This window comes from Sphingomonas sp. AC449, assembly GCF_979253475.1.
This window is the reverse complement of record NZ_CEEDCZ010000001.1, coordinates 13,682-34,515: the sequence shown is the minus strand read 5'-3', so window position 1 is coordinate 34,515 and position 20,834 is coordinate 13,682. Positions and strand designations below refer to the sequence as shown.

Sequence of the window (20,834 nt, the reverse complement as noted above, 5' to 3'; positions counted from 1 at the left end):
ATAAATGAGCTTTGCCGATCTCGGCCTTTCCGAAGAACTCCTGAAGGCGGTTACCGACGCCGGCTATACGGAGCCGACGCCGATCCAGGCCGGGGCGATCCCGTCGGTCCTGATGATGCGCGACATCATCGGCATCGCGCAGACGGGCACCGGCAAGACCGCGTCGTTCGTGCTGCCGATGATCGACATTCTCGCGCATGGCCGCAGCCGCGCGCGGATGCCGCGATCGTTGATCCTCGAGCCCACGCGCGAGCTGGCGGCGCAGGTCGCGGAGAATTTCGAGAAATACGGCGTGAATTCGCATCTCTCGATGGCGCTGCTGATCGGCGGCGTGTCGATGGGCGACCAGCTTGCCGCTCTCGAAAAGGGCGTCGACGTGCTGATCGCGACCCCCGGACGGTTGATGGACCTGTTCGGCCGCGGCAAGATCATGCTCAACGGCTGCTCGTTGCTGGTGATCGACGAAGCCGACCGGATGCTCGACATGGGGTTCATCCCCGACATCGAAGAAATCTGCACCAAGCTGCCCAAGTCGCGACAGACTTTGCTGTTCTCGGCAACGATGCCGCCCCCGATCAAGAAGCTCGCCGACAAGTTCCTGTCGAACCCGAAGACGATTGAGGTATCGCGTCCGGCCTCGACCAACCTCAACATCAAGCAGTATCTCGTCCCCGTCGCGAGCCAGGCGGCAAAGCGCGAGACGTTGCGCCGCATCCTCGCGCAGGACGAGGTCACCAACGCCATCATCTTCTGCAATCGCAAGACGACGGTCCGCGATCTGAACAAGGTGCTGAAACAGGCCGGCTACAAGTCCGGTGAAATCCATGGCGACATGGAACAGCCGCAGCGACTCGCCGAGCTGGAATTGTTCAAGACGGGGGCGGTGACCGTGCTGGTCGCCTCCGATGTTGCGGCGCGTGGCCTCGACATCAAGGGCGTGTCGACGGTGTTCAACTATGACGCACCGTGGCACCCCGATGACTATGTCCACCGGATCGGTCGCACGGGTCGCGCGGGTGCGACGGGCACCGCCTACACGTTCGTGGCACCCGATGATTCGGAGAACATCCAGAACATCGAGAAGCTGACCGGGCAGACCATCGAGCGGCTGAAGGTTACAGAAGCCCGGACCGTGGTCGCCGATCCAGTCGCCAACACCGCCGATGAGAACGATCGGGCACCACGCCGCGAGCGGTCACGCTCGCGCCGCGTGCCACGCGCCGACACGGTCGCGCATGCGGTCGAGGCCGAGGTCATCGCTGCAGCCGAAGCGGTCGTACCCGAGCCGGTCGCCGCGCCGGCCAAGCGCTCACGCTGGCAGCGGACGCCGATCGACGAACCGGTTCCCGCCGCACAGCCCGTCGTCTCGCGCGAGCCCGCACCGACGCGGTCAGAGCCGGTCGCGGCGGTCGCGGCGGTCGTCCCCGATCGCGCCGACGACGTCCGCGAGGCGGTGCGCGCAGACGCCACGCCGGTCGAACGCGATCCGGCCGTGACGCGTGATAGCCGGCGCGATCGCCCCGATCGCAAGCGCGGCGAACGCGCCCGCCCGGAGGCGGCCGCTTCGCCTGCCCGTCCCGCATCCCCTGCGTATCAGAGCGAGCCTGCGCCGGACGCAACCAACAGCGCGTGGAACGGTCCTTTCCCGGACTTCCTCAATGCCGTGATCGGAGGACAGTCCTGATGCGTCTTCGCCGCAGCTTCATTCTGGCGCTGCTGGCGACCGCCGCTGCCGCGCCCGCCGCACCGCGTGCGAAGATCGTCGCACCCCATGTCGCGACGACGAGCTTCGAAAGGCTGCCGACCCCGCTCCCCTTGCCGTATGACGAGAAGGCGGACGCGAACGCGCAGATCGCGGCTGCACGCATGCGCGCCGCCAAGGCAGGCAAGCGTCTGCTGATCGATCTCGGCGGCAACTGGTGCCTGGATTGCCGGCTGCTCGCAGGGACCATCGAGCTTCCCGAGATGAAGCGGTTCGTCGCGCGACATTTCGTCGTCGTCACGGTCGACATCGGTCGCTTCGACAAGAATGGGCAGGTCGCGTCCGGCTATGGGATTCAGGGACGTCTCAAAGGCGTACCCGCCGTCCTGATCGTCGATCCGCGTACCAACCGTCTGCTGAACGCCGGCCACGAGACCGAACTCGCCGATGCGCGTTCGATGGGACCGCAAGCGCTCGCCGACTGGCTTGCGAAATGGGCAGCCTGATCCGCCTGCGCCGCGCCTGACAAGGCCGGCGGACGGATCAACCCTGCCGTCGTTCGATGCTACGATGCTGCGGGGGTCATCAGCGCATCGTCGAGCGCGGCGGCGCGGAGATAGGCTGCGCGTCCGGTCAGCTTCGCCGCGTAACGGACGAAGCCGTCGGTTTTCGGCAGCGACCCGAATTGCAGGCCCCAGATCACTTGTGATCCGACATAGACATCCGCTGCCGTAAACCGATCGCCAGCGACATAGTCATGGGCCGAGACCCCGCCTTCGAGCGTCGTTATGGCGGCGTCGAAACTGCCATAGCCGACCATCCGCTGCTGATCGTCGGTCGGGACGACCCCGAGCGAGCGGTTGGTGATCGCGGACTCGACCGGACCGGCAGCGAAGAAAAGCCATCGGTAGTAATCGGCGCGCTCGTCATCGCGCGGGGCCAGATCCGCCCCCGGAAACGCGTCGGCGAGATACGCACAGATCGCCGCGCATTCGGTGACGACCTTGCCGTCATGCACGATCGCGGGCACCTTCCCCATCGGGTTGACCGACCGATAGGCCTCTGCCTTCATCGTCGACGCATAGTCGAGCACCACCGCCTCATAGTCGGCGCCGACCTCCTCCAGCATCCAGCGGGCGATCCGGCCGCGCGACATCGGGTTGGTATACAAGATCAGCGTCATGATCGGCTCCCCTGGAACGTAAGGCGAACATCACATGCGAAACACGAGGCGTCAAGCGTGACGCCCCGCGCGCATGATGGAAACCACTCCGGGGCCGGACGCCCGCCCCTGTACTCTCAGTCGATCAGACCAGCGCCCGGCCGAACAGCGCGAGCATGCGTCCCCACGCCTTGTCCGCCTGGACCGGATCATAGACCTTGCTGTCCGGGGGGCACCAGCCATGCATCGTCCCGGCATAGACCTCGATCTCCGCAGGACGCTTGGCGGACGCGAAGGCGGTGCGCAGCGTGTCCTTTTCGGTCGGCACGCGGGCATCGTCGTTCGCGGCGATCGCGATCAGATACCGTGCCTGCGTTTTCGGGATCAGCAGATGCGGGCTGTCGGGCGTATCGGTGACAAAGCCGCCGCCGTGGAAGGTTGCCCCGGCGCGGATGCGGTTCGATACCGCCGCAGCGGTGCGCAAGACCATCGGCCCGCCCATGCAATAGCCCGTCGTCGCCATTCCCCGCTTGCGATCGACCTGGGGCTGCGCATCGATGAACGCGGCAAAGGCCTTGGCGTCGCGGACGGTTGCATCGGGCGTGAGCGCCTCGCGGAACGGCGCGATGCGCGCGCGAACGGCCGGCTGGTCATACGACTCACCGGGGGCGAGGAACGGCGATTTGGTCGAGCGGTAGAACTGGTTGACGACGAGGACCGCGTAGCCCGACTGCGCGAGCCGGTCGGCCATCTGCCTGAAGGCAGGGCGCAGTCCCATCACGTCGGGCCAGACGAGGACGCCCGGATGCCGGCCGGTCGCGGGTGCGACGAAATAGGCGTCGGCCTTTCCGTCCGCCGTCGTGATGGTGACATCGCGCCCCGCGATTGCCGCGGCATTGGCAGGCGCGGGAAGCAGCATCGCCAGCCCTGCCGCACCGGTCATCGCGCCGAATTGCCTGCGCGAAACGCCGGCGAGGAATATCGCGTTGTCGTCAGCGGTATGCTCGTCGCACATGGGCCTCTCCTGCCGATTTTGCAGCACGCTAGACTAGTCGGTGCGCCACCACCACACACCATCGACGATTTCGCGGACCGCACGCCGCTCCACCTCGAGGCGGCGCAGATGCGCCAACGCCTCGCCCGTCGCCATACCGAGCATGTCGGGGCCGATCGCGCGGCGGAACAGGCGCGAGAAGCAATCCGTCGCGCGCCGCGGCTCGGCCAAGAAGATGGCCAACTCGTCTAGGCGTTCGCGGTGTTCGCGGTCAATCGCATCGAGCCTGGTGTGAAGCCCGGTAAAGGGATCGCCGTGCCCCGGCAGGACGAGCAGGTCGTGCGGCAGCGTCTTCAGCTTGGCGATCGAGGCAAACCATTCGCCGAGCGGATCGGCCCCGGGTTCCGTCACGCCAAGCGATACGTTGGGGCTGATCCGCGGAAGGACCTGGTCGCCGGCGATCATTATGCCGCCCGTCTCGTCGACAAGACAGGCATGCTCGACGCTGTGCCCAGAGCCGGTGACGATCTGCCACTGGCGATCACCGATCTCGAGGCGATCGCCGTCCTGAAGCCGGTCGTAACTCAGCGGCAATTGCGTGATGATCCTACGGAAGCCCGCCCAACCCTTGGCCGCGGCATGCGCGATCTGCGCATCGTCCCACCCCGCGCCGCGCCAGAATGCCAGCATCTCGTCCGGCACCGCATCGCGCGCATCCGCCGCCAGCATGCGCGCCGTAAGCCACTCGCCCCGCGTCATGACGAGCGGTGCCGCATGACGATCGCATATCCAGCCGGCGAGGCCGACATGGTCGGGATGGAAGTGCGTTCCGATCAGGCGGGTAACGCGTACCCCGGACTTCGGACCCGCGAACACGGCGGTCCAGGCATCGCGCGCTTCGGGCGTGTTCATCCCGGTATCGACCATCGCGTCGCCCTCGCCATCCGCAAGCAGCCAGCAATTGACGTGGCGGAGCGGACCGGGGATCGTGAGGCGCACCCAGTCGATGCCGGGTGCGATCTGAAACACGTCGCCATATCCAGGCTCGACGCCGCCCAAAGGATAGGTCAGCCCCTTGTGGCAGATCGGTGCGGGCATCGTGTCCGGAAGCGTTGCCATGCGTTGCGGATAGCAACGGATCGCGGGCGGAGATAGTCCCCCACCAGCTTAACGCGACGCGCGCATGCCGCCCCGCGTCACCCGCTCATCAACGGCGCCTCGCGCCTGCCGCATTGGGATGACGCGGGCATGCGCGTCTATCAATTCAGCGCTTGAACGGATCGTCGAACAGCGGCTTGACCGGGAGTACGCCGCCTTCGGCAACGAACTGCGCGTCGGCCGCAGCCTGGGTACGCTCGTTGCGGAGCTGCTCGAGCAGCGCCTCGCGGTCGCCTTCGAGACGCGTGTCGGTCGGCGCTTCCATCCCGGCCGCCTTGGCAGCCTTGGCGACTGCGGCATCGAGCTCACGCTGCGACGTCAGCCCGAGCGTGACCGGATCCTTTGGCGTGATGTTCGCGATGTTCCAGTGGCTACGATCCCGGATCGCCGCGATCGTCGTCCGCGTGGTCCCGATCAGCAGCGAGATCGCGCCATCGGTGATCTCCGGGTGATTGCGGATGATCCAGGCGATGCCATCGGGCTTGTCCTGCCGCTTCGACACCGGGGTGTAGCGCGGGCCCTTGGTACGACGGACCTGATCGGGGCCCTTGATCATCTTGAGCTGATAGTCGGGATCGGCCGCGCCCTTGTCGATCTCCTCCTGCGTCACCTCATGCGCACGCACGGGATCGCGACCGGTCAGCTTGGTCGAGGTCGTGTCATCGGCGATCGCCTGGATCTCAAGGATGTGCAGACCGCAAAAATCCGCGATCTGCTCGAAGCTGAGCGCGGTATTATCGACCATCCAGGCGGCGGTCGCATGAGGCATGAGCGGCTGGGCCACGGCGAGAACTCCGTAAAAATACAAAGGGCCGCCCCTTTCGGAGCGGCCTGACATGAGACACGACTTAGTGCGCACGCGGCTAACAGGCAAGCGCGCAAGCGAAACACCTGCCATCTCGCTACCTGCAAATCGTTACAAAGAGGTTCGCCGGTCCCGCGCCACCGACGCCGGCCTGTCCCGCCCCGTCATGAGCCGTTTTCAGGCGTATCTGCACGTTGCGAGGCCTTCGCTATTTCCCTACGTATGAGGGGCTTAGCGAAACGAACGAGAAAGCGGCCGTTGAACGATACGCGCGTGCCACCTGCGGAAACTTTGCCGGGCAGTCCGAGCCATGCCGACGAAGCGTTGGCGGGAACGGATGCCGCTGCCGTTCGCCCGGACATAATAGCCGCGCCGGACGCGATCCCGCATACCGCCGACGCCGAGCGCATCGCAGCGCAGCTGGTCGGGCAGGACACGGGTACCGACCCGTTCGTGGCCGCGGTCCGCGCCACGCGAATGCCGATGATCATCACGAACCCACGGCTGCCCGACAACCCGGTCGTCTTCGCCAACGGCGCGTTTTGTCGCTTGAGCGGCTATACGCGCGAGGAGATCCTCGGACGGAACTGCCGGTTTCTGCAGGGGCCCGAAACCGACCCTGCTACCGTCCGTCGCATTCGCGATGCGGTTGAGTCTGTGCAACCGATCGAGATCGACATCCGCAACCATCGCAAGAATGGCGATCCGTTCTGGAACCGGCTGCTGCTAGCGCCGGTCTATGACACCGAGGGAATCCTCGCCTATTTCTTCGCGAGCCAGGTCGATGTCACGCTGGAACGCGAGCGGCTGCACGGTCTGGAGGCGAGCAACGCATCGCTGATGGCCGAGCTGACCGACCGTCTGCGAACGCAGGAGGAGCATGAGCGCGAGCTTTCGTTCACGCTCAAGGCGGCGCGGTTCGGCACGTGGAGCCTCGAAATCGCCAGCAGGCAGCTGACCCCGTCGGAAACGTGCAAGGAGCTGTTCGGGCGCCCCGTCGACGAACCCTTCACCTATGACGATCGGCTGGAGGCCATTCATCCCGACGACCGGGCCAACAGCATCGCCGAGCTGGACCGCTGCGTCGCGGAGGGAACCGATTATGACGTCGTCTACCGCGTCTTTCGTCCGGATGGCGAGATGCGGTGGATCGCTTCGCGCGGGCAGCCCTTCTTCAATGCCCAGGGGATCGCGATGCGGATTGCCGGGGTGTCGATGGACATCACCGACCAGCGCATGAGCGACATCCGCCGCGACGCCCTCACCGAGCTTGCGGATGTCTTTCGCGACGTCGAGCAGCCCGACGACATATCGTTCGCTGCGGCCCAGATCATCGGCCGTACGCTGGGGGCGAGCCATGCCGGCTATGGCAGTATCGATCCGCAGACAGAAACGATCGCCATCGAGCATGACTGGCACATGCCCGGTATCGACGCGCTGTCCGGTGAGTTCCAGTTCCGCGATTTCGGATGGTATATCGACGACCTGAAACGCGGTCAGGAAGTCCATATCAACGACGTGCGCGTCGATCCCCGCAGCCAGGCGACGGCGCCTGCGCTTGAGGCGATCAGCGCCCGATCGCTGATCAACATACCGTTGACCGAATCCGGCGAGCTCGTCGCAATCTTCTACCTAGCCGGCGCGACGGAACGACGCTGGCACGCCAATGAGGTCGCATTCGTCCGTGAAGCGGCCGAGCGGACCCGGATCGCGGTCGAGCGGCGCCGCGCCGAGCAGCGGTTGGCCGCACTGGCGGCATCGCTCGAGCAGCAAGTCGCCGCGCGTACCGGCGAGTTGCAGCAAGCTGAGGACGCGCTTCGCCAGTCGCAGAAGATGGAGGCAGTTGGCCAGCTGACCGGCGGGGTCGCGCACGACTTCAACAACCTGCTGACGGTGATCCGGTCCGCAACCGACCTGCTCAAGCGCCCCGAACTGAGCGCCGAGCGTCGTGTGCGGTATATCGATGCGATATCCGACACCGCCGATCGTGCCGCGAAGCTGACGGGGCAATTGCTGGCGTTCGCTCGGCGACAGGCGCTTCAGCCGGAGGTCATCGACGTCGGGCAGAGCCTGACCGTCATTTCCGACATGCTCGGAACGCTCACCGGATCGCGCATCGTCATCAGCGTGGACGTTCCTGATGTCCCGTGCCTGACCAATGTCGACCCCAGCCAGCTCGATACCGCGTTGATCAACATGGCGGTCAACGCGCGCGACGCGATGAACGGTGCCGGGCGCATCGACATCGCCGTCAGAACGGCGGCGTGTATTCCCGCAGTCCGGGCGCATCCCGCGGTGCAGGGTCGTTTCGTCGCGATCTCGATCACCGATAGCGGAAGCGGGATCCAGCCCGACCAGCTCGACCGGATCTTCGAGCCGTTCTTCACGACCAAGGGCGTCGGCGAGGGCACGGGGCTGGGGCTCAGCCAGGTCTTCGGTTTTGCCAAGCAATCGGGGGGAGACATCACCGTCGAAAGCGATGTCGGCCACGGCGCGTGTTTCACGCTCTATCTGCCGCAGGCCGATGAGCAACGCATCCCCGATGCCGACGATTCCACCGAGGCGCTCGCGGACGGCCACGGCACGTGCGTCCTCGTCGTCGAGGACAATCGCGAGGTCGGCACGTTCACGACCCAGTCCCTGTCCGAGCTGGGCTATGTCACGGTGTGGGCGGCGGACGCGCAGGAGGCGCTTGCCGAACTTGGCAAGGATGCGAAGCGGTTCGACATCGTGTTCTCCGATGTCGTGATGCCTGGCATGAACGGCATCGACCTCGCCAAGGCGATCCGCGCGGCGCATCCCGAATTGCCGGTCGTGCTGACGTCGGGATACAGCAATGTCCTCGCGCAGAACGGGACCCACGGCTTCGAGCTGCTGCACAAGCCCTATTCCGTCGAACAGCTTTCGCGGCTGTTGCGCAAGGCGATGGGCTGAACGCTACGCGGCGATCTGGCCGATATGCGACGCGAGATAGACGTCGTGATCGACCTCCGCCCCGTGCCGGGCGAAGGGTACCAGCGCGTGCACGAACTGCCGCGCGCTTGTTGGCCAGTTGAACCGCGCCGCATACGCCGCACACGCCCGTGGATCACAGGTCAGCGCCCGCGCGATGGCGAGCTCGAGCGTGTCGTCCATCGCGCCGACGCGGGGATCGAGCACGTCGATCGGCCCGGTCACGGGATAGGCCGCGACGGGGGTTCCGCATGCAAGCGCCTCGATCATCACCAGGCCGAACGTATCCGTGCGACTGGGGAAGACGAGGACGTCGGCGCTGCGATATGCCGCCGCGAGCTCATGTCCCGACCGCGGCCCCAGAAAGACCGCGTCCGGAAAACGGCGGGCCAGTGCCGCGCGCGCGGGGCCCGCACCGACGACGACCTTCGTTCCGGGATGCGGCGATGCCAGGAACGCCTCGATGTTCTTCTCCACCGCGATGCGCCCGACATACAGGAGGATCGGCCCCGCTAACGCCGTGATCGACGGATCGCGCGCGCCGTCCAGCCCGAACTGCGCGAAGTCCACCCCCCTGCCCCATTGCCGTACCCGGTCGAGCCCGCGCGCGCGCAGGATGTTTGCGACGGAGGGCGTCGAGACGAGGATCGACTGCGCAGGACGATGGAACCAGCAGATATACCGCCAGATCCAGTCGGGATTCGCGCCGGTCCGTGCAGCGACATAATCCGGAAATTGCGTGTGATAGGCGCTGGTGAACGGCAGGGCGTTCGCCATACACCAGCTGCGTGCGGCAAGGCATACGGGCCCCTCGGTCGCTAGGTGGATCGCCTCGGTGCCGAACGCCTCGATCATGCGTCCGACGACCTCCGACCGTGCCAGGGCGAGCCTGATCTCGGGATAGGTCGGGCACGGCATCGAGACGAACGCTTCGGGGGAAATGATCAGGACATCGTGCCCGATCGATTCGAGTTCACGCTTTACCGCGTGCAGCGTGCGGACCACACCGTTGACCTGCGGGCTCCACGCGTCCGTGACGATTGCGATGCGCATCGATATTCTCCGTGACGATCCCCGAAGGGAAGCATGTGAGGTCAGGCGGCAATCGCGAGCGACGACGCGTTCGCGGTATCGCGGTGGCGGGCGGCGATCTCGTCCGCCCAGTGGAGCAGTTCCATCCGGCCGTCGAAATGCTCGACCAGCGCGGTGCATCCTTCGACCCAATCACCGTCATTGTAATACGCGATGCCGGCTATCTCGCGCATCTCGGCGGTGTGGATATGGCCGCAGACGACGCCTTCCACCCCGCGAACGCCCGCCGCGTGCGCGACGACCTCCTCGAAGTGCGAGATGAACGCGACCGCGTTCTTGACCTTGGCCTTGGCATGCTTCGACAAGGACCAATAGGGCATGCCCAGCCGCCGGCGCGCGGCGTTGACCCAGCGGTTCAGCCCCATCAGCATCGTGTAGGCGGCGTCGCCGATATGCGCGACCCAGCGGTGCGCGAGCGTGATCGCATCGAACTCGTCGCCGTGCAGCACGAGCAGGCGGCGGCCGTCGGCGGTCTCGTGGATCGCCTTGCGGCGGATCGCGATGCCGCCGAAGTCGAGCCCGGAATATTGGCGGAACACCTCGTCGTGATTGCCTGGAATGTAGATGACGCGCGTCCCGCGCTTGGCGCGCTTGAGCAGACGCCAGAGCACGTCGTTGTGCGCGTCCGGCCAGTAGAATTTCTTTTTCAGACGCCAGCCGTCGATCATGTCGCCGACGAGATACAGCATCTCGCTGTCGACATGATCGAGGAAGTCGTTGAGCATCGCCGCATTGCAGCCACGCGTGCCGAGATGGACGTCGGAGATCCAGATCGTCCTGTATTGCCGCCGTTCGACCACCGGCTCGGGTTGCGCGGGGCGCGAATGGATGAAGTCTGCGATGTCGGTGATCTCGGCGATCGGAAACGTGACGGCGTCCATGGGCATGCCCCGCTAAACTGTTCCTTATCCGCTGGATTAGCCGGCTATTGTGACACCATCGCCGCAGTCCGGTGACCGTTCGATGTCAGTCGGCCGGGTTCTGCGGGCCGGCCGGCAAACGCATTGACGAATCCCTGCCAAGCTGAACTATGGCCGCTTCCAAAGGGAGAAACACCGTGACGTTCCGCTTCAAGACCATCGCCGCCACAGCCGCCGCCGTCACCTTGATGGCAGCACCCGCGACCGCATCGGCCGCCAATCGCGCCGCATCGCTGTCCGTCACCAAATCCGCACCCGCGCGATCCGCACCCGCGCGCGCCGGCACGGTCACGACCGGAAAGAACAGCCTCGCCGAGGGCCCGACCGCGACTTATGTGAGCATCGGGATCCTTGCCGCGCTCGTGGTCGGCGTGCTGCTCGCGACGGGCGGCAGCGACGATTCCGACAGCAACTAATCTTATGGTGCGGGGGCCGGCGGCGTCGGGGGCCGGGCGATAACCGCACCGACGCGCCGCGCTCGAACAGCAGGCGCGAGGTTTGCCTCACCGTCACCCTGACCTCTTCAGGGCGACGGTGAGCTATGCCCCCGCCGTGGCACGATCATTCCATCGTCAAAACGATCTTGCCGACATGGTCGCCCGCTTCCATCCGGGCATGCGCGGCGGGCGCCTCCGCAAAGGGAAAGACGCGGTCGATCACAGGCTTTACCTGACCCGCCTCGACATGGGGCCAAACGGTGCGCGCCAGTTCGTCCGCGACCAGGCATTTGAAGGCGGTGTCGCGTGGGCGCAGCGTCGATCCCGTCAGCGTCAGGCGGCGGCGCATGATCTCGAACAGCGGTACCGTCGCGGTCGCCCCCGCCTGAACCGCGATCGACACGTGACGGCCGTCGTCGGCCAGACATTTGAGGTTGCGCGGGACATACTCGCCGCCAACCATGTCGAGCACGACCGCGACGCCTTTGCCGTTCGTGATCTCAGCGACGCGCTCGACGAAATCCTCGGACTTGTAGTCGATCGCGTGCGTCGCGCCGACGCTCAGCGCCGCTTCGCATTTTGCCTTGGATCCCGCGGTCACGATGATGTCGATGCCGAACACGTTGCACAGCGCGATCGCCATCGTGCCGATTCCGCTCGTGCCGCCATGGACGAGGACGGTGTCGCCTTCGGTTGCATAGCCGCGCTCGAACAGGTTGGTCCAGACCGTGAAGAGCGTCTCGGGGATCGCCGCCGCTTCGACCATAGACAGCGCGACCGGAACCGGAAGGCACTGCCCGAATGGCGCAACTGCGTATTCGGCATAGGCCCCGCCGCTGATCAGCGCGCAGACGGGCTGGCCGATCTGCTCCTGCCCCACGCCCTCGCCGACCGCGACGATCGTCCCGGCAATCTCCATGCCGAGGATCGAAGGGGCTCCGGGCGGCGGCGGATACTTGCCCTGCCGCTGCATGACCTCGGGGCGGTTGACGCCTGCGGCAGACACCTTGATCAGCACCTCGTCCCGGCCCGGACGCGGGACGGGACGATCGCACAGGATCAGCACGTCGGGGCCGCCGGGCTCCTTCGGGTCGATCGCCTTCATGACGTCAGGCACGGTGTTGGCTAGTGATGGCATCAGATCGACACGCCCCTTTAGATTCCCGTGCCTTATTGACATCACACCGGTGCGGGTCAACGTTGTACGCACGATGGATCCGGATGACGCCCCTTCCCGTCCCGACGACTTTCTCGACGCTCTGGTACGTCAGGATATCGATTCGCTGTCGGTCGCCGAACTCGATGCCCGTATCACGGTGCTGCAGGGCGAGATCGCGCGCTGTCAGCTGAAAAAAGATCGGGCGATCAGCCATCGCGCCAGCGCCGACGACCTATTTAGACGGTGAACCCCGCGGCCACGTCTCGGCGGTCCGCTTTCGGGCGGCAAAGGAACGCAGGGCGGCTGGGTCAAGTGCTTGATGCGATCGATTACAGTTCCGACATAGTGGCAAAGGGCCTGCGGTTTCGCGGCCCGACAGGAGTAATGTAAATGCCATCATTTGCACCCGCCCTCGAGACCACGCTGCACAAGGCGCTCGAGGCCGCGTCGTCCCGGCGCCACGAATATGCGACGCTCGAGCATCTGCTGCTCGCGCTGATCGACGACGAGCATGCGTCGAAGGTCATGGGCGCCTGCAATGTCGACCTTGGCGAGCTGAAGACCACGGTCGCGCATTATCTCGATACCGAGCTCGATGCGCTGAAGGTCGATGCCGCGACCGATCCCTCGCCGACCAGCGGGTTCCAGCGCGTCGTCCAGCGCGCGATCCTCCACGTCCAGTCCTCGGGCCGCGACGAAGTGACGGGTGCCAACGTGCTCGTCGCCTTGTTCAGCGAGCGCGAGAGCTATGCGGTGTATTTCCTGCAGCAGCAGGACATGAGCCGGCTCGACGCGGTCAGCTTCATCAGCCACGGCGTCGGCAAGGGCGGCCAGCAGCCGACCGAAGCCTCGACGCCAAAGGGTGCCGACGACGAGAAGCCGGCCAAGGGACAGGAGAAGGGCAAGACGGAAAGCGCGCTCAAGCAATTCACGGTCGACCTCAACGAGAAGGCCAAGGCGGGCAAGGTCGATCCCCTGATCGGGCGCGGACCGGAGGTGGATCGCACGATCCAGATCCTGTGCCGCCGGTCGAAGAACAATCCGCTCTATGTCGGCGATCCCGGCGTCGGCAAGACCGCGATCGCGGAAGGCCTGGCGCGCAAGATCGTCGAGGGCGACGTCCCCGACGTGCTGCTGCCCGCGATCATCTACTCGCTCGACATGGGCGCGTTGCTCGCCGGCACGCGGTATCGCGGCGACTTCGAGGAGCGGCTGAAGGCGGTCGTCAACGAGCTCGAGAAGCTGCCCGACGCAGTGCTGTTCATCGACGAGATCCACACAGTGATCGGTGCCGGCGCGACGAGCGGCGGCGCGATGGATGCGTCGAACCTGCTCAAGCCCGCGCTCAGCGGCGGCACGATCCGGTGCATTGGCTCGACCACGTACAAGGAGTTCCGCAACCACTTCGAGAAGGACCGCGCGTTGCTGCGGCGCTTCCAGAAGATCGACGTGAACGAGCCGACGATCGAGGACACGATCAAGATCCTGGCGGGTCTGCGCTCGGCGTTCGAAGACCACCACAACGTCAAATACACCCCCGACGCGATCAAGTCGGCGGTGGAGCTCAGCGCGCGCTACATCAACGACCGCAAGCTGCCCGACAAGGCGATCGACGTGATCGACGAGGTCGGCGCGATGCAGATGCTGGTGGCCCCGAACAAGCGCAAGAAGACGATCACCCCCAAGGAGATCGAGATGGTCATCGCGACCATGGCGCGGATCCCGCCAAAGTCGGTGTCGACCGACGACAAGCTGGCGCTCGCCACGCTCGAGACGGATCTGAAGCGCGTGGTGTTCGGGCAGAATGCGGCGATCGAGAAGCTGAGCTCGGCGATCAAGCTGGCGCGGGCAGGCCTGCGCGAGCCCGAGAAGCCGATCGGCAACTATCTGTTCACCGGCCCGACGGGTGTTGGCAAGACCGAAGTCGCCAAGCAGCTCTCGACGATCCTGGGCATTCCGCTCCAGCGGTTCGACATGTCCGAATATATGGAGCGGCATTCGGTCAGCCGTCTGATCGGTGCGCCCCCGGGCTATGTCGGGTTCGACCAGGGCGGTCTGCTGACCGATGCGGTCGACCAGAACCCGCATTGCGTGCTGCTGCTCGACGAGATCGAGAAGGCGCATCCCGACCTGTTCAACATCCTGTTGCAGGTCATGGATAACGGGCGTCTGACCGACCAGCACGGCAAGTCGGTCGATTTCCGCAACGTCATCCTGATCATGACGACCAATGCGGGCGCAAGCGACATGGCGCGCGAGACGGTCGGCTTCGGCAACCTCACGCGTGAGGGCGAGGACGAGCAGGCGGTGCAGAAGATGTTCACGCCCGAGTTCCGCAACCGTCTCGATGCGGTGGTGCCGTTCGGCTACCTGCCGACGACCGTGGTTGCGCGCGTCGTCGACAAGTTCATCCTGCAGCTCGAACTGCAGCTGGCGGACCGCGGCGTCCATATCCAGCTGGACGACGAGTCGAAGGCATGGCTGACCGAGAAGGGCTATGACAAGCTGTATGGCGCGCGTCCGATGGGCCGCCTCATCCAGGAGAAGATCAAGCAGCCGCTCGCCGAAGAGCTGCTGTTCGGCAAGCTCGTCCATGGCGGCGAGGTCACGGTCAAGATGAAGGACGGCGCACTGTCGTTCGCCATCGAGAGCGCGGCCCCCAAGAAGCCCAAGAAGAAGGGCAAGCCCGAGGCCGTCGCGGTCAAGGAAGACTGACGAAGGTGCAGAAGCCGGCGGCGCGATAGCGTCGCCGGTTTTTCTGTTCCGACGCCCCGGCGTTTACGGTTAATTGGCTAACGCGGCCTATAGCCGCCGCATGCAAACCCGGGCTTCCCTGCGAGCGGTCATCGCCGCGCTGATCGTGATGATCGGCCTGTGCGTGTCGCGGCCCGCGGCGGCGCTGCCGGGGACGCCACTCGCGACGTGCATATTGCCTGCCAAAGCCGGCATGACTGCGGCCAGGCTTTTTGAGAATACCGGGCAATTCGATTGCCGCACGTCACAAGCCCGGTTTGGCTCGGGGGATTTCTGGGTTCTGGCGCAACGCCTCCCCGACCTCGGTTCGCGCGGGACGAATATACGCTACGGCAGCGTCTGGATGTCGCGCATCACGCTGTACGTCCGCTATGCCGATGGCGTCGTCCGGCAGAGCAGCTTCTCCTCTCGTACGGCCTCACAGGTGCTCAAGCTCGGTGCGGTGTTCAGCCAGCGCCTGCCGCCGCGTCGATCGCCACCGATCCAGTTGCTGTGGCATGTCGAAGGCTCGGCCAATTTCCGTGGCGTGATATTGGGCCCGTCGATCGTCGACGATTCTGAAGGCGCGAGAACGCAGACCCTTCGTGCCGCGTTGTACGGGGCATTCGCCGGGATGGCGATCGCGTTGATCGTCTACAATCTCGCGCTCTGGGGCGCGTTACGCCAGGCGTATCAGCCGGCCTATTGTCTTCTCGTGCTCTGTCTCCTGGCCTACGCCGCCACCTCCTCGGGCGCCATTGCGCACGTCTTCCCTGGCCTCGACAACAACGATCGTCAGAAATTCAGCGTCCTGTTGCTAGCATCCTCGGCGACCGCGGCGCTCATGTTCGCGCGGACGTTCTTCGAACGGGCTGTCTTTGCCGGCTGGCCGCGGAAAGTCAGCAATGCCGTCATGGTCGCGCTGATGAGCCTGGCGGTGGTGTGGGGGCTTGCCGCGCCGGTGGCTTTGCGGACTGCCGATACGGCCATGTCGCTTGGCTACCTCGCCTTGATGCTCCTCATCCCCGTCATTCTGTGGCGCGCGTGGCGGGTGCGCAGCAACTATCTGTGGCTGTTCGCCTTGGCGTGGGGGGCACCGATCGTCATGGCGGGGCTGCGCGTCGCCAACAGTTTCGGGCTAATCGGCTGGCGGCTGTGGCTCGACAATTCCACGATCCTTGCGATGGCGGTTGAAGCGCTGCTCTCGAGCATCGCAATCGCCTACCGTATCCTGCTGCTGAGCCGCGAACGCGATGCCGCCCGAGAGAAGGAAATCGAGGCCCGGCTGCTCGCCGACACCGATCCGCTGACCGGGCTGCTCAACCGGCGTGCATTCCTGTCGCGCGCGATCGGCCGGACGGGGGAGCAGGTCCTGCTCATCGTGGACATCGACCATTTCAAGCGTGTCAACGAAACCATCGGCCATGACGGCGGCGACGAAGTGCTTCGGGTGTTTGCCCGCGCGCTGCGGTCCGCGCTTCCCCCGGAAACGCTGGTCGCGCGGGTCGGCGGCGAGGAATTCGCCATCGTGGGGGACGCGGCGACGTCGGTGCCGCCCAACGCGATCCTCGAGCGGATTCGCCGCGAACCGATGCCGTACGACGTGCAGGTCACCGCAAGCATAGGATGCTGTACCGGCCCGTTGCTGCGCGAGACGGACTGGAAACTGCTGTACCGTGAGGCGGATCGCGCGCTTTTTGCCGCAAAGGCGGCAGGACGGGACCGTGCGCGCCACGCGATCGACCATGGACCCATGCCGGACCGGCAATCCTGGAATGAAGTCTTGTCAAGATCGGCACCATAGGTCACGGTCCTGCCGGGGGAAGATCATGCGAAATCGAAAGCTCGCGCTTACAGTCATCGGAGTGAGCCTCGCGGTGGTGGCACTACGCCATCCGACCGCAGACTTCCGGCTGATCACGCATGATCGGTCCGATCCTGCGCCACGGCGCATGCAGGCCGCGGTCGATCTTGGCCTGGTCGGCGTCTCGATACTCTACACCTGGACCGTCGACCGACTGCATTGAGCGGTGCGCGGATTGGCAGGCGCCGCGGTTTCGCCGGGGAACGGCTTCTTGCATCACGCATCCTTGACCCCCGTCGCGCCCCTGCCCCATAGCGACGCCATGGACACGCCGACCGAAGACCTCTCGTTCGAAGAGGCACTGAAAGAGCTCGAGAAGATCGTCGCGCAGCTCGAGAGCGGCGACACGCCGCTCCAGCACGCGATCGAACTTTACGAGCGTGGCAACAAGCTGCGCCAGCGGTGCGCGGATCGCCTCGACGCAGCGCAGGCGCGGATCGAGGCGATCCGGCTCGACGGCGAAGGCAATCCGGCAGGGGTGCGCCCCTTTGTCGCTGGTTGAGGCGACCATGAGCGCCATGCCATCGTCGCTCGCCGATGCCCTTGCCGACGTTTCGGCAGAGATCGACGCGCGATTCGATACGCTGCTTGCGGTGCCCGGCGATCCGCGTGCCGACCTGTACCGCGCGATGCGTCATGCCGCGATCGGTGGCGGAAAGCGCCTCCGTCCGTTGCTGGTCTTTGCCACCGCCAACCTGTTCGGGGTCGACAAGGATAGTGCCGCGCGCGTCGCGACCGCGCTTGAGGCGATCCACGTCTATTCGCTGATCCACGACGACCTGCCGGCGATGGACAATGACGACATGCGCCGCGGCAAGCCGACGGTGCACAAGGCGTTCAGCGAGGCCTGCGCGATCCTCGCCGGCGATTGCCTCCATGCGCTCGCATTCGAGATACTCGCGGACCCCGCGACGCATCCCGATCCGTTCGTCCGTGCCGATCTCGTCCTCGACCTCGCCAAGGCGGCGGGCCCCGCCGGAATGGCGGGCGGGCAGATGATGGACCTCGAGGCGGACAGCAACCGGTTCGACCTGAACACGGTCACCAGGCTTCAGCAGATGAAGACCGGCGCACTGATTTCCGCATCCGTCGAGGCAGGCGCGATCCTTGGCAAGCTCCCGCCCGAGGGGCGTGTCGGGCTGCGGGGCTATGCGCATGATCTGGGTCTTGCGTTCCAGATTGCCGACGACCTGCTCGACGCCGAGGGCGACGAGGCGGTAGCAGGCAAGAAGCTGCGCAAGGACGAAGGCGCGGGCAAGGAAACCTTCTTGTCGCTGCTCGGTGCAGACCGTGCGCGCGAACAGGCGCACATGCTCGTCGACCAGGCGATTGCGCATCTTCATGCCTATGGGCAGGAAGCCGACCTGTTGCGCGATATCGCGCGCTTCGTCCTCGAACGCGACCGCTGACCATTTCCGGGGATCCGATCATGACCGCAAGTCCAGAACCGCAGCGGGTCAAAGGCGCGCGGATCGGTGTGTATCCCGGCACGTTCGACCCGATCACGCTCGGCCATATGGATATCATCCGGCGCGGCGCGAAGCTCGTTGACCGGCTGGTCGTGGGCGTGACCACGAACGCGTCGAAATCGCCGATGTTCACGATCGACGAGCGGCTGGCGATGGTCCGGCGCGAGGTCGCGGGTGTGGACGGCGACGTCGAGGTGGTCGCGTTCGATTCGCTGCTGATGGACTTCGCCGAGCGTGAGGGTGCGCGCGTGATCGTGCGGGGGCTGCGCGCGGTCGCGGACTTCGAATATGAATATCAGATGGCGGGCATGAACCAGCAGATCAATCCGCGCGTCGAGACGGTGTTCCTGATGGCCGACGTCGCGCTTCAGCCGATCGCGAGCAAGCTGGTCAAGGAAATCGCGCTGTTCGGCGGGGATATCGGCAAGTTCGTCCCCGCCACGGTCAGCCACGAGGTCGTCGACCGCGTGACGCTGATCGGTCGCAAGGGAAGTTGAACCGATCGCCTGCGTTCGGCGTGATGTTCAGTTTGGCGCAAGCGAGGATTTGCTCTAAGCGGCCGCTTGAGAGTTCGGGGCTGCTTCGACGTCGTTCGTCCAGCCAATGCGAGTAGGGATTTGATGCGCTTTTTCGCCGGTATGCTTGCGGTTCTCGGGTCCCTGTTGACGGTTCCTGCGACAGCCCAGATCATCGATCCCAATGTTGCCGGTCGCGCCACGCCACCGCTGACGACGGACACGCAGAACCTGTTGCTGCTCGACCTGTCGACCGGCGGACGTGTGACGATCTGGCTCCGTCCTGACGTCGCGCCGTTGATGGTCGAGCGGGTCAAGACGCTGACCCGCCAGCATTTCTATGACGGATTACCGTTCCACCGCGTGATCGACGGGTTCATGGCGCAGGGCGGCGATCCCAAGGGCGACGGCACCGGGGGCTCGCCGCTGCCCGACGTGAAGGCCGAATTCAACTATCTCCCGCATGTTCGCGGTGCCGTGTCCGCGGCCCGCTCGGAGAAGGAAGACAGTGCGAACAGCCAGTTCTTCATCGTTTTCCAGCCGCGACTGAGCCTCGACAAGAAATACACCGTCTTCGGTCGGGTGATTGACGGCATGCAATATGTCGACGCGATCGAGCGCGGCGAGCCGCCCGCGAACCCGTCGCGGATCACGCATGCCTATATCGCCGCTGACAACCCGCCGGCCTATGTCGCCGGGCCAGTCGTCGCGCCGCCGGCGCTGGGCGCCCCCGTGACGCTGCCGGGCACCGCCACCGGACCTGGCGTGGCCAAGCCCAAGCTCGCGCCGGTGCGCAAGCCGCCCGTCGCCAAGAAGGCGGCTTCAAAGAAGTGAGATTGCGTTGAACGTCGACCTTTTCGACTTCGACCTGCCGCCCGAAAACATCGCGCTACGCCCCGCGGCGCCGCGCGATGCGGCGCGTATGCTGGTTCTGGATGGCGCCACGACGCGTGACGCGGGCGTCGCCGATCTCCCGCAGATGCTGCGGCGCGGTGATCTGCTCGTGTTCAACGACACCCGCGTGATCCCCGCACAGCTCGAGGGCCGGCGGGGGGACGCGAAGATCGGCGCGACGTTGCACAAGCGCGAAGGACCCCGGCGATGGCGCGCATTCATTCGCAATGCGCGGCGATTGCGCGATGGCGACGTGATCGACTTCGGTGCCTACGTCAGCGCCACGGCCGTCGACCGCGAGAGCGATGGCAGCTATGCGCTCGAATTCGCCGGTGACGAGCCGCTCGAACTGCTGCTCGATCGCGTCGGGCACATGCCCCTGCCCCCGTATATCGCCGGCAAGCGGGCGACCGACGCGCGCGATGCCGACGACTATCAGACGATGTTTGCCGCCGAGCCGGGCGCAGTCGCAGCGCCCACCGCCGCCCTCCACTTCACGCCCGCGCTGATTCAGGCACTCGCCGATGCGGGTGTCGAGCATGCGACGCTGACGCTTCACGTCGGTGCCGGCACGTTCCTGCCGATGAAGGCGAACGATACCGACGATCATCGGATGCACGCCGAATGGGGCCGGATCGATCCGCAGACGGCGGACCGACTGAACGCCGTTCGCGCTTCTGGCGGGCGCGTCATCGCGGTCGGCACGACCTCGTTGCGGCTGATCGAGAGCGCGACGGGGGATGATGGCGTGATCAGACCGTTCGAGGGCGACACCGCGATCTTCATCACGCCGGGCTACCGCTTTCGCGGGATCGATGGGCTGGTCACCAATTTTCATCTGCCCCGCTCGACCCTGTTCATGCTGGTCTCGGCGCTGATGGGTCGCGAGCGGATGCAGGCGGCGTATGCGCATGCGATCAGCGCGCATTATCGGTTCTACAGCTATGGCGACGCCAGCTTGCTGCTGCCATGACATGC

At 65.5% G+C, this 20,834-nt stretch carries 20 protein-coding genes; 13 read left to right on the top strand and 7 right to left on the bottom strand.

What is annotated here, in order from left to right:
• The first annotated feature begins 4 nt into the window (after positions 1–4).
• Positions 5–1,684, top strand: a complete 1,680-nt coding sequence (locus tag AC0CH3_RS00175; RefSeq protein ID WP_354304067.1) for a DEAD/DEAH box helicase — start codon at positions 5–7, stop codon at positions 1,682–1,684.
• Positions 1,684–2,208 carry a thioredoxin family protein gene (locus tag AC0CH3_RS00170; protein ID WP_354304065.1) on the top strand — a complete coding sequence of 175 codons (525 nt, stop codon included), beginning with the start codon at positions 1,684–1,686 and terminating at the stop codon, positions 2,206–2,208. Before AC0CH3_RS00175 ends, AC0CH3_RS00170 begins: the two co-directional genes overlap by 1 nt.
• A 59-nt stretch (positions 2,209–2,267) precedes the next feature.
• On the opposite strand, the gene AC0CH3_RS00165 is transcribed toward AC0CH3_RS00170, so the two are convergent.
• The 4 genes from AC0CH3_RS00165 to AC0CH3_RS00150 all read right to left on the bottom strand — a co-directional run bounded on the left by AC0CH3_RS00165 (position 2,268) and on the right by AC0CH3_RS00150 (position 5,800).
• Positions 2,268–2,885: a glutathione S-transferase family protein gene (locus AC0CH3_RS00165; RefSeq protein WP_354304063.1), complete on the bottom strand. Its 618-nt coding sequence runs from the start codon at positions 2,883–2,885 to the stop codon at positions 2,268–2,270.
• 124 nt (positions 2,886–3,009) lie between these two features.
• Complete coding sequence (locus AC0CH3_RS00160) at positions 3,010–3,879, bottom strand: dienelactone hydrolase family protein (protein WP_465237451.1); 870 nt, start codon at positions 3,877–3,879, stop codon at positions 3,010–3,012.
• Between the two features lie 33 nt (positions 3,880–3,912).
• Positions 3,913–4,977: an MBL fold metallo-hydrolase gene (locus tag AC0CH3_RS00155; protein ID WP_354304059.1), complete on the bottom strand. Its 1,065-nt coding sequence runs from the start codon at positions 4,975–4,977 to the stop codon at positions 3,913–3,915.
• A gap of 145 nt (positions 4,978–5,122) precedes the next feature.
• Positions 5,123–5,800, bottom strand: a complete 678-nt coding sequence (locus tag AC0CH3_RS00150; RefSeq protein WP_056016582.1) for a DUF1013 domain-containing protein — start codon at positions 5,798–5,800, stop codon at positions 5,123–5,125.
• Between the two features lie 279 nt (positions 5,801–6,079).
• Here AC0CH3_RS00150 and AC0CH3_RS00145 point away from each other — a divergent pair, with 279 nt between their 5' ends.
• Positions 6,080–8,755, top strand: a complete 2,676-nt coding sequence (locus AC0CH3_RS00145; protein WP_354304057.1) for a PAS domain-containing protein — start codon at positions 6,080–6,082, stop codon at positions 8,753–8,755.
• A 3-nt stretch (positions 8,756–8,758) separates the two neighbouring features.
• Here the strand turns inward: AC0CH3_RS00145 and AC0CH3_RS00140 are convergent, their stop codons facing one another.
• Positions 8,759–9,826 (bottom strand): glycosyltransferase family 4 protein, encoded by a 1,068-nt coding sequence (locus AC0CH3_RS00140; protein ID WP_354304055.1) that lies wholly within the window; start codon positions 9,824–9,826, stop codon positions 8,759–8,761.
• A 41-nt stretch (positions 9,827–9,867) separates the two neighbouring features.
• On the bottom strand, positions 9,868–10,746 hold the full coding sequence (locus tag AC0CH3_RS00135) for a UDP-2,3-diacylglucosamine diphosphatase (protein ID WP_354304053.1): 879 nt from the start codon (positions 10,744–10,746) through the stop codon (positions 9,868–9,870).
• A 176-nt stretch (positions 10,747–10,922) separates the two neighbouring features.
• Between AC0CH3_RS00135 and AC0CH3_RS00130 the strand changes: the two genes are divergently transcribed.
• Positions 10,923–11,201 carry a hypothetical protein gene (locus AC0CH3_RS00130; RefSeq protein ID WP_354304051.1) on the top strand — a complete coding sequence of 93 codons (279 nt, stop codon included), beginning with the start codon at positions 10,923–10,925 and terminating at the stop codon, positions 11,199–11,201.
• A 145-nt stretch (positions 11,202–11,346) separates the two neighbouring features.
• Here the strand turns inward: AC0CH3_RS00130 and AC0CH3_RS00125 are convergent, their stop codons facing one another.
• Positions 11,347–12,360, bottom strand: coding sequence for an NAD(P)H-quinone oxidoreductase (locus AC0CH3_RS00125; protein WP_354304049.1), 1,014 nt, complete (start codon positions 12,358–12,360; stop codon positions 11,347–11,349).
• Between the two features lie 73 nt (positions 12,361–12,433).
• Here AC0CH3_RS00125 and AC0CH3_RS00120 point away from each other — a divergent pair, with 73 nt between their 5' ends.
• From AC0CH3_RS00120 to queA, 9 genes are all read left to right on the top strand, one after another.
• Positions 12,434–12,628 carry a DUF1192 domain-containing protein gene (locus tag AC0CH3_RS00120; protein WP_031394982.1) on the top strand — a complete coding sequence of 65 codons (195 nt, stop codon included), beginning with the start codon at positions 12,434–12,436 and terminating at the stop codon, positions 12,626–12,628.
• A gap of 143 nt (positions 12,629–12,771) precedes the next feature.
• Entirely contained in the window at positions 12,772–15,096 is a 2,325-nt protein-coding gene (gene clpA, locus AC0CH3_RS00115; RefSeq protein WP_333994745.1) for an ATP-dependent Clp protease ATP-binding subunit ClpA, read from the top strand.
• 73 nt (positions 15,097–15,169) lie between these two features.
• Entirely contained in the window at positions 15,170–16,918 is a 1,749-nt protein-coding gene (locus tag AC0CH3_RS00110; protein ID WP_354304046.1) for a sensor domain-containing diguanylate cyclase, read from the top strand.
• A gap of 25 nt (positions 16,919–16,943) precedes the next feature.
• Positions 16,944–17,141 (top strand): hypothetical protein, encoded by a 198-nt coding sequence (locus AC0CH3_RS00105; protein ID WP_056016601.1) that lies wholly within the window; start codon positions 16,944–16,946, stop codon positions 17,139–17,141.
• Positions 17,142–17,240: 99 nt separating this feature from the next.
• Positions 17,241–17,480 carry an exodeoxyribonuclease VII small subunit gene (locus AC0CH3_RS00100; RefSeq protein WP_056016604.1) on the top strand — a complete coding sequence of 80 codons (240 nt, stop codon included), beginning with the start codon at positions 17,241–17,243 and terminating at the stop codon, positions 17,478–17,480.
• Between the two features lie 7 nt (positions 17,481–17,487).
• A complete protein-coding gene (locus AC0CH3_RS00095; RefSeq protein WP_333994749.1) occupies positions 17,488–18,387 on the top strand; it encodes a polyprenyl synthetase family protein in 900 nt (299 codons plus the stop codon).
• 20 nt (positions 18,388–18,407) lie between these two features.
• Positions 18,408–18,944, top strand: a complete 537-nt coding sequence (gene coaD, locus AC0CH3_RS00090; RefSeq protein ID WP_056016610.1) for a pantetheine-phosphate adenylyltransferase — start codon at positions 18,408–18,410, stop codon at positions 18,942–18,944.
• A 123-nt stretch (positions 18,945–19,067) separates the two neighbouring features.
• Entirely contained in the window at positions 19,068–19,796 is a 729-nt protein-coding gene (locus AC0CH3_RS00085) for a peptidylprolyl isomerase (protein WP_333994750.1), read from the top strand.
• Positions 19,797–19,803: 7 nt separating this feature from the next.
• On the top strand, positions 19,804–20,829 hold the full coding sequence (gene queA / locus AC0CH3_RS00080) for a tRNA preQ1(34) S-adenosylmethionine ribosyltransferase-isomerase QueA (RefSeq protein ID WP_465237450.1): 1,026 nt from the start codon (positions 19,804–19,806) through the stop codon (positions 20,827–20,829).
• Positions 20,830–20,834 lie beyond the last annotated feature (5 nt).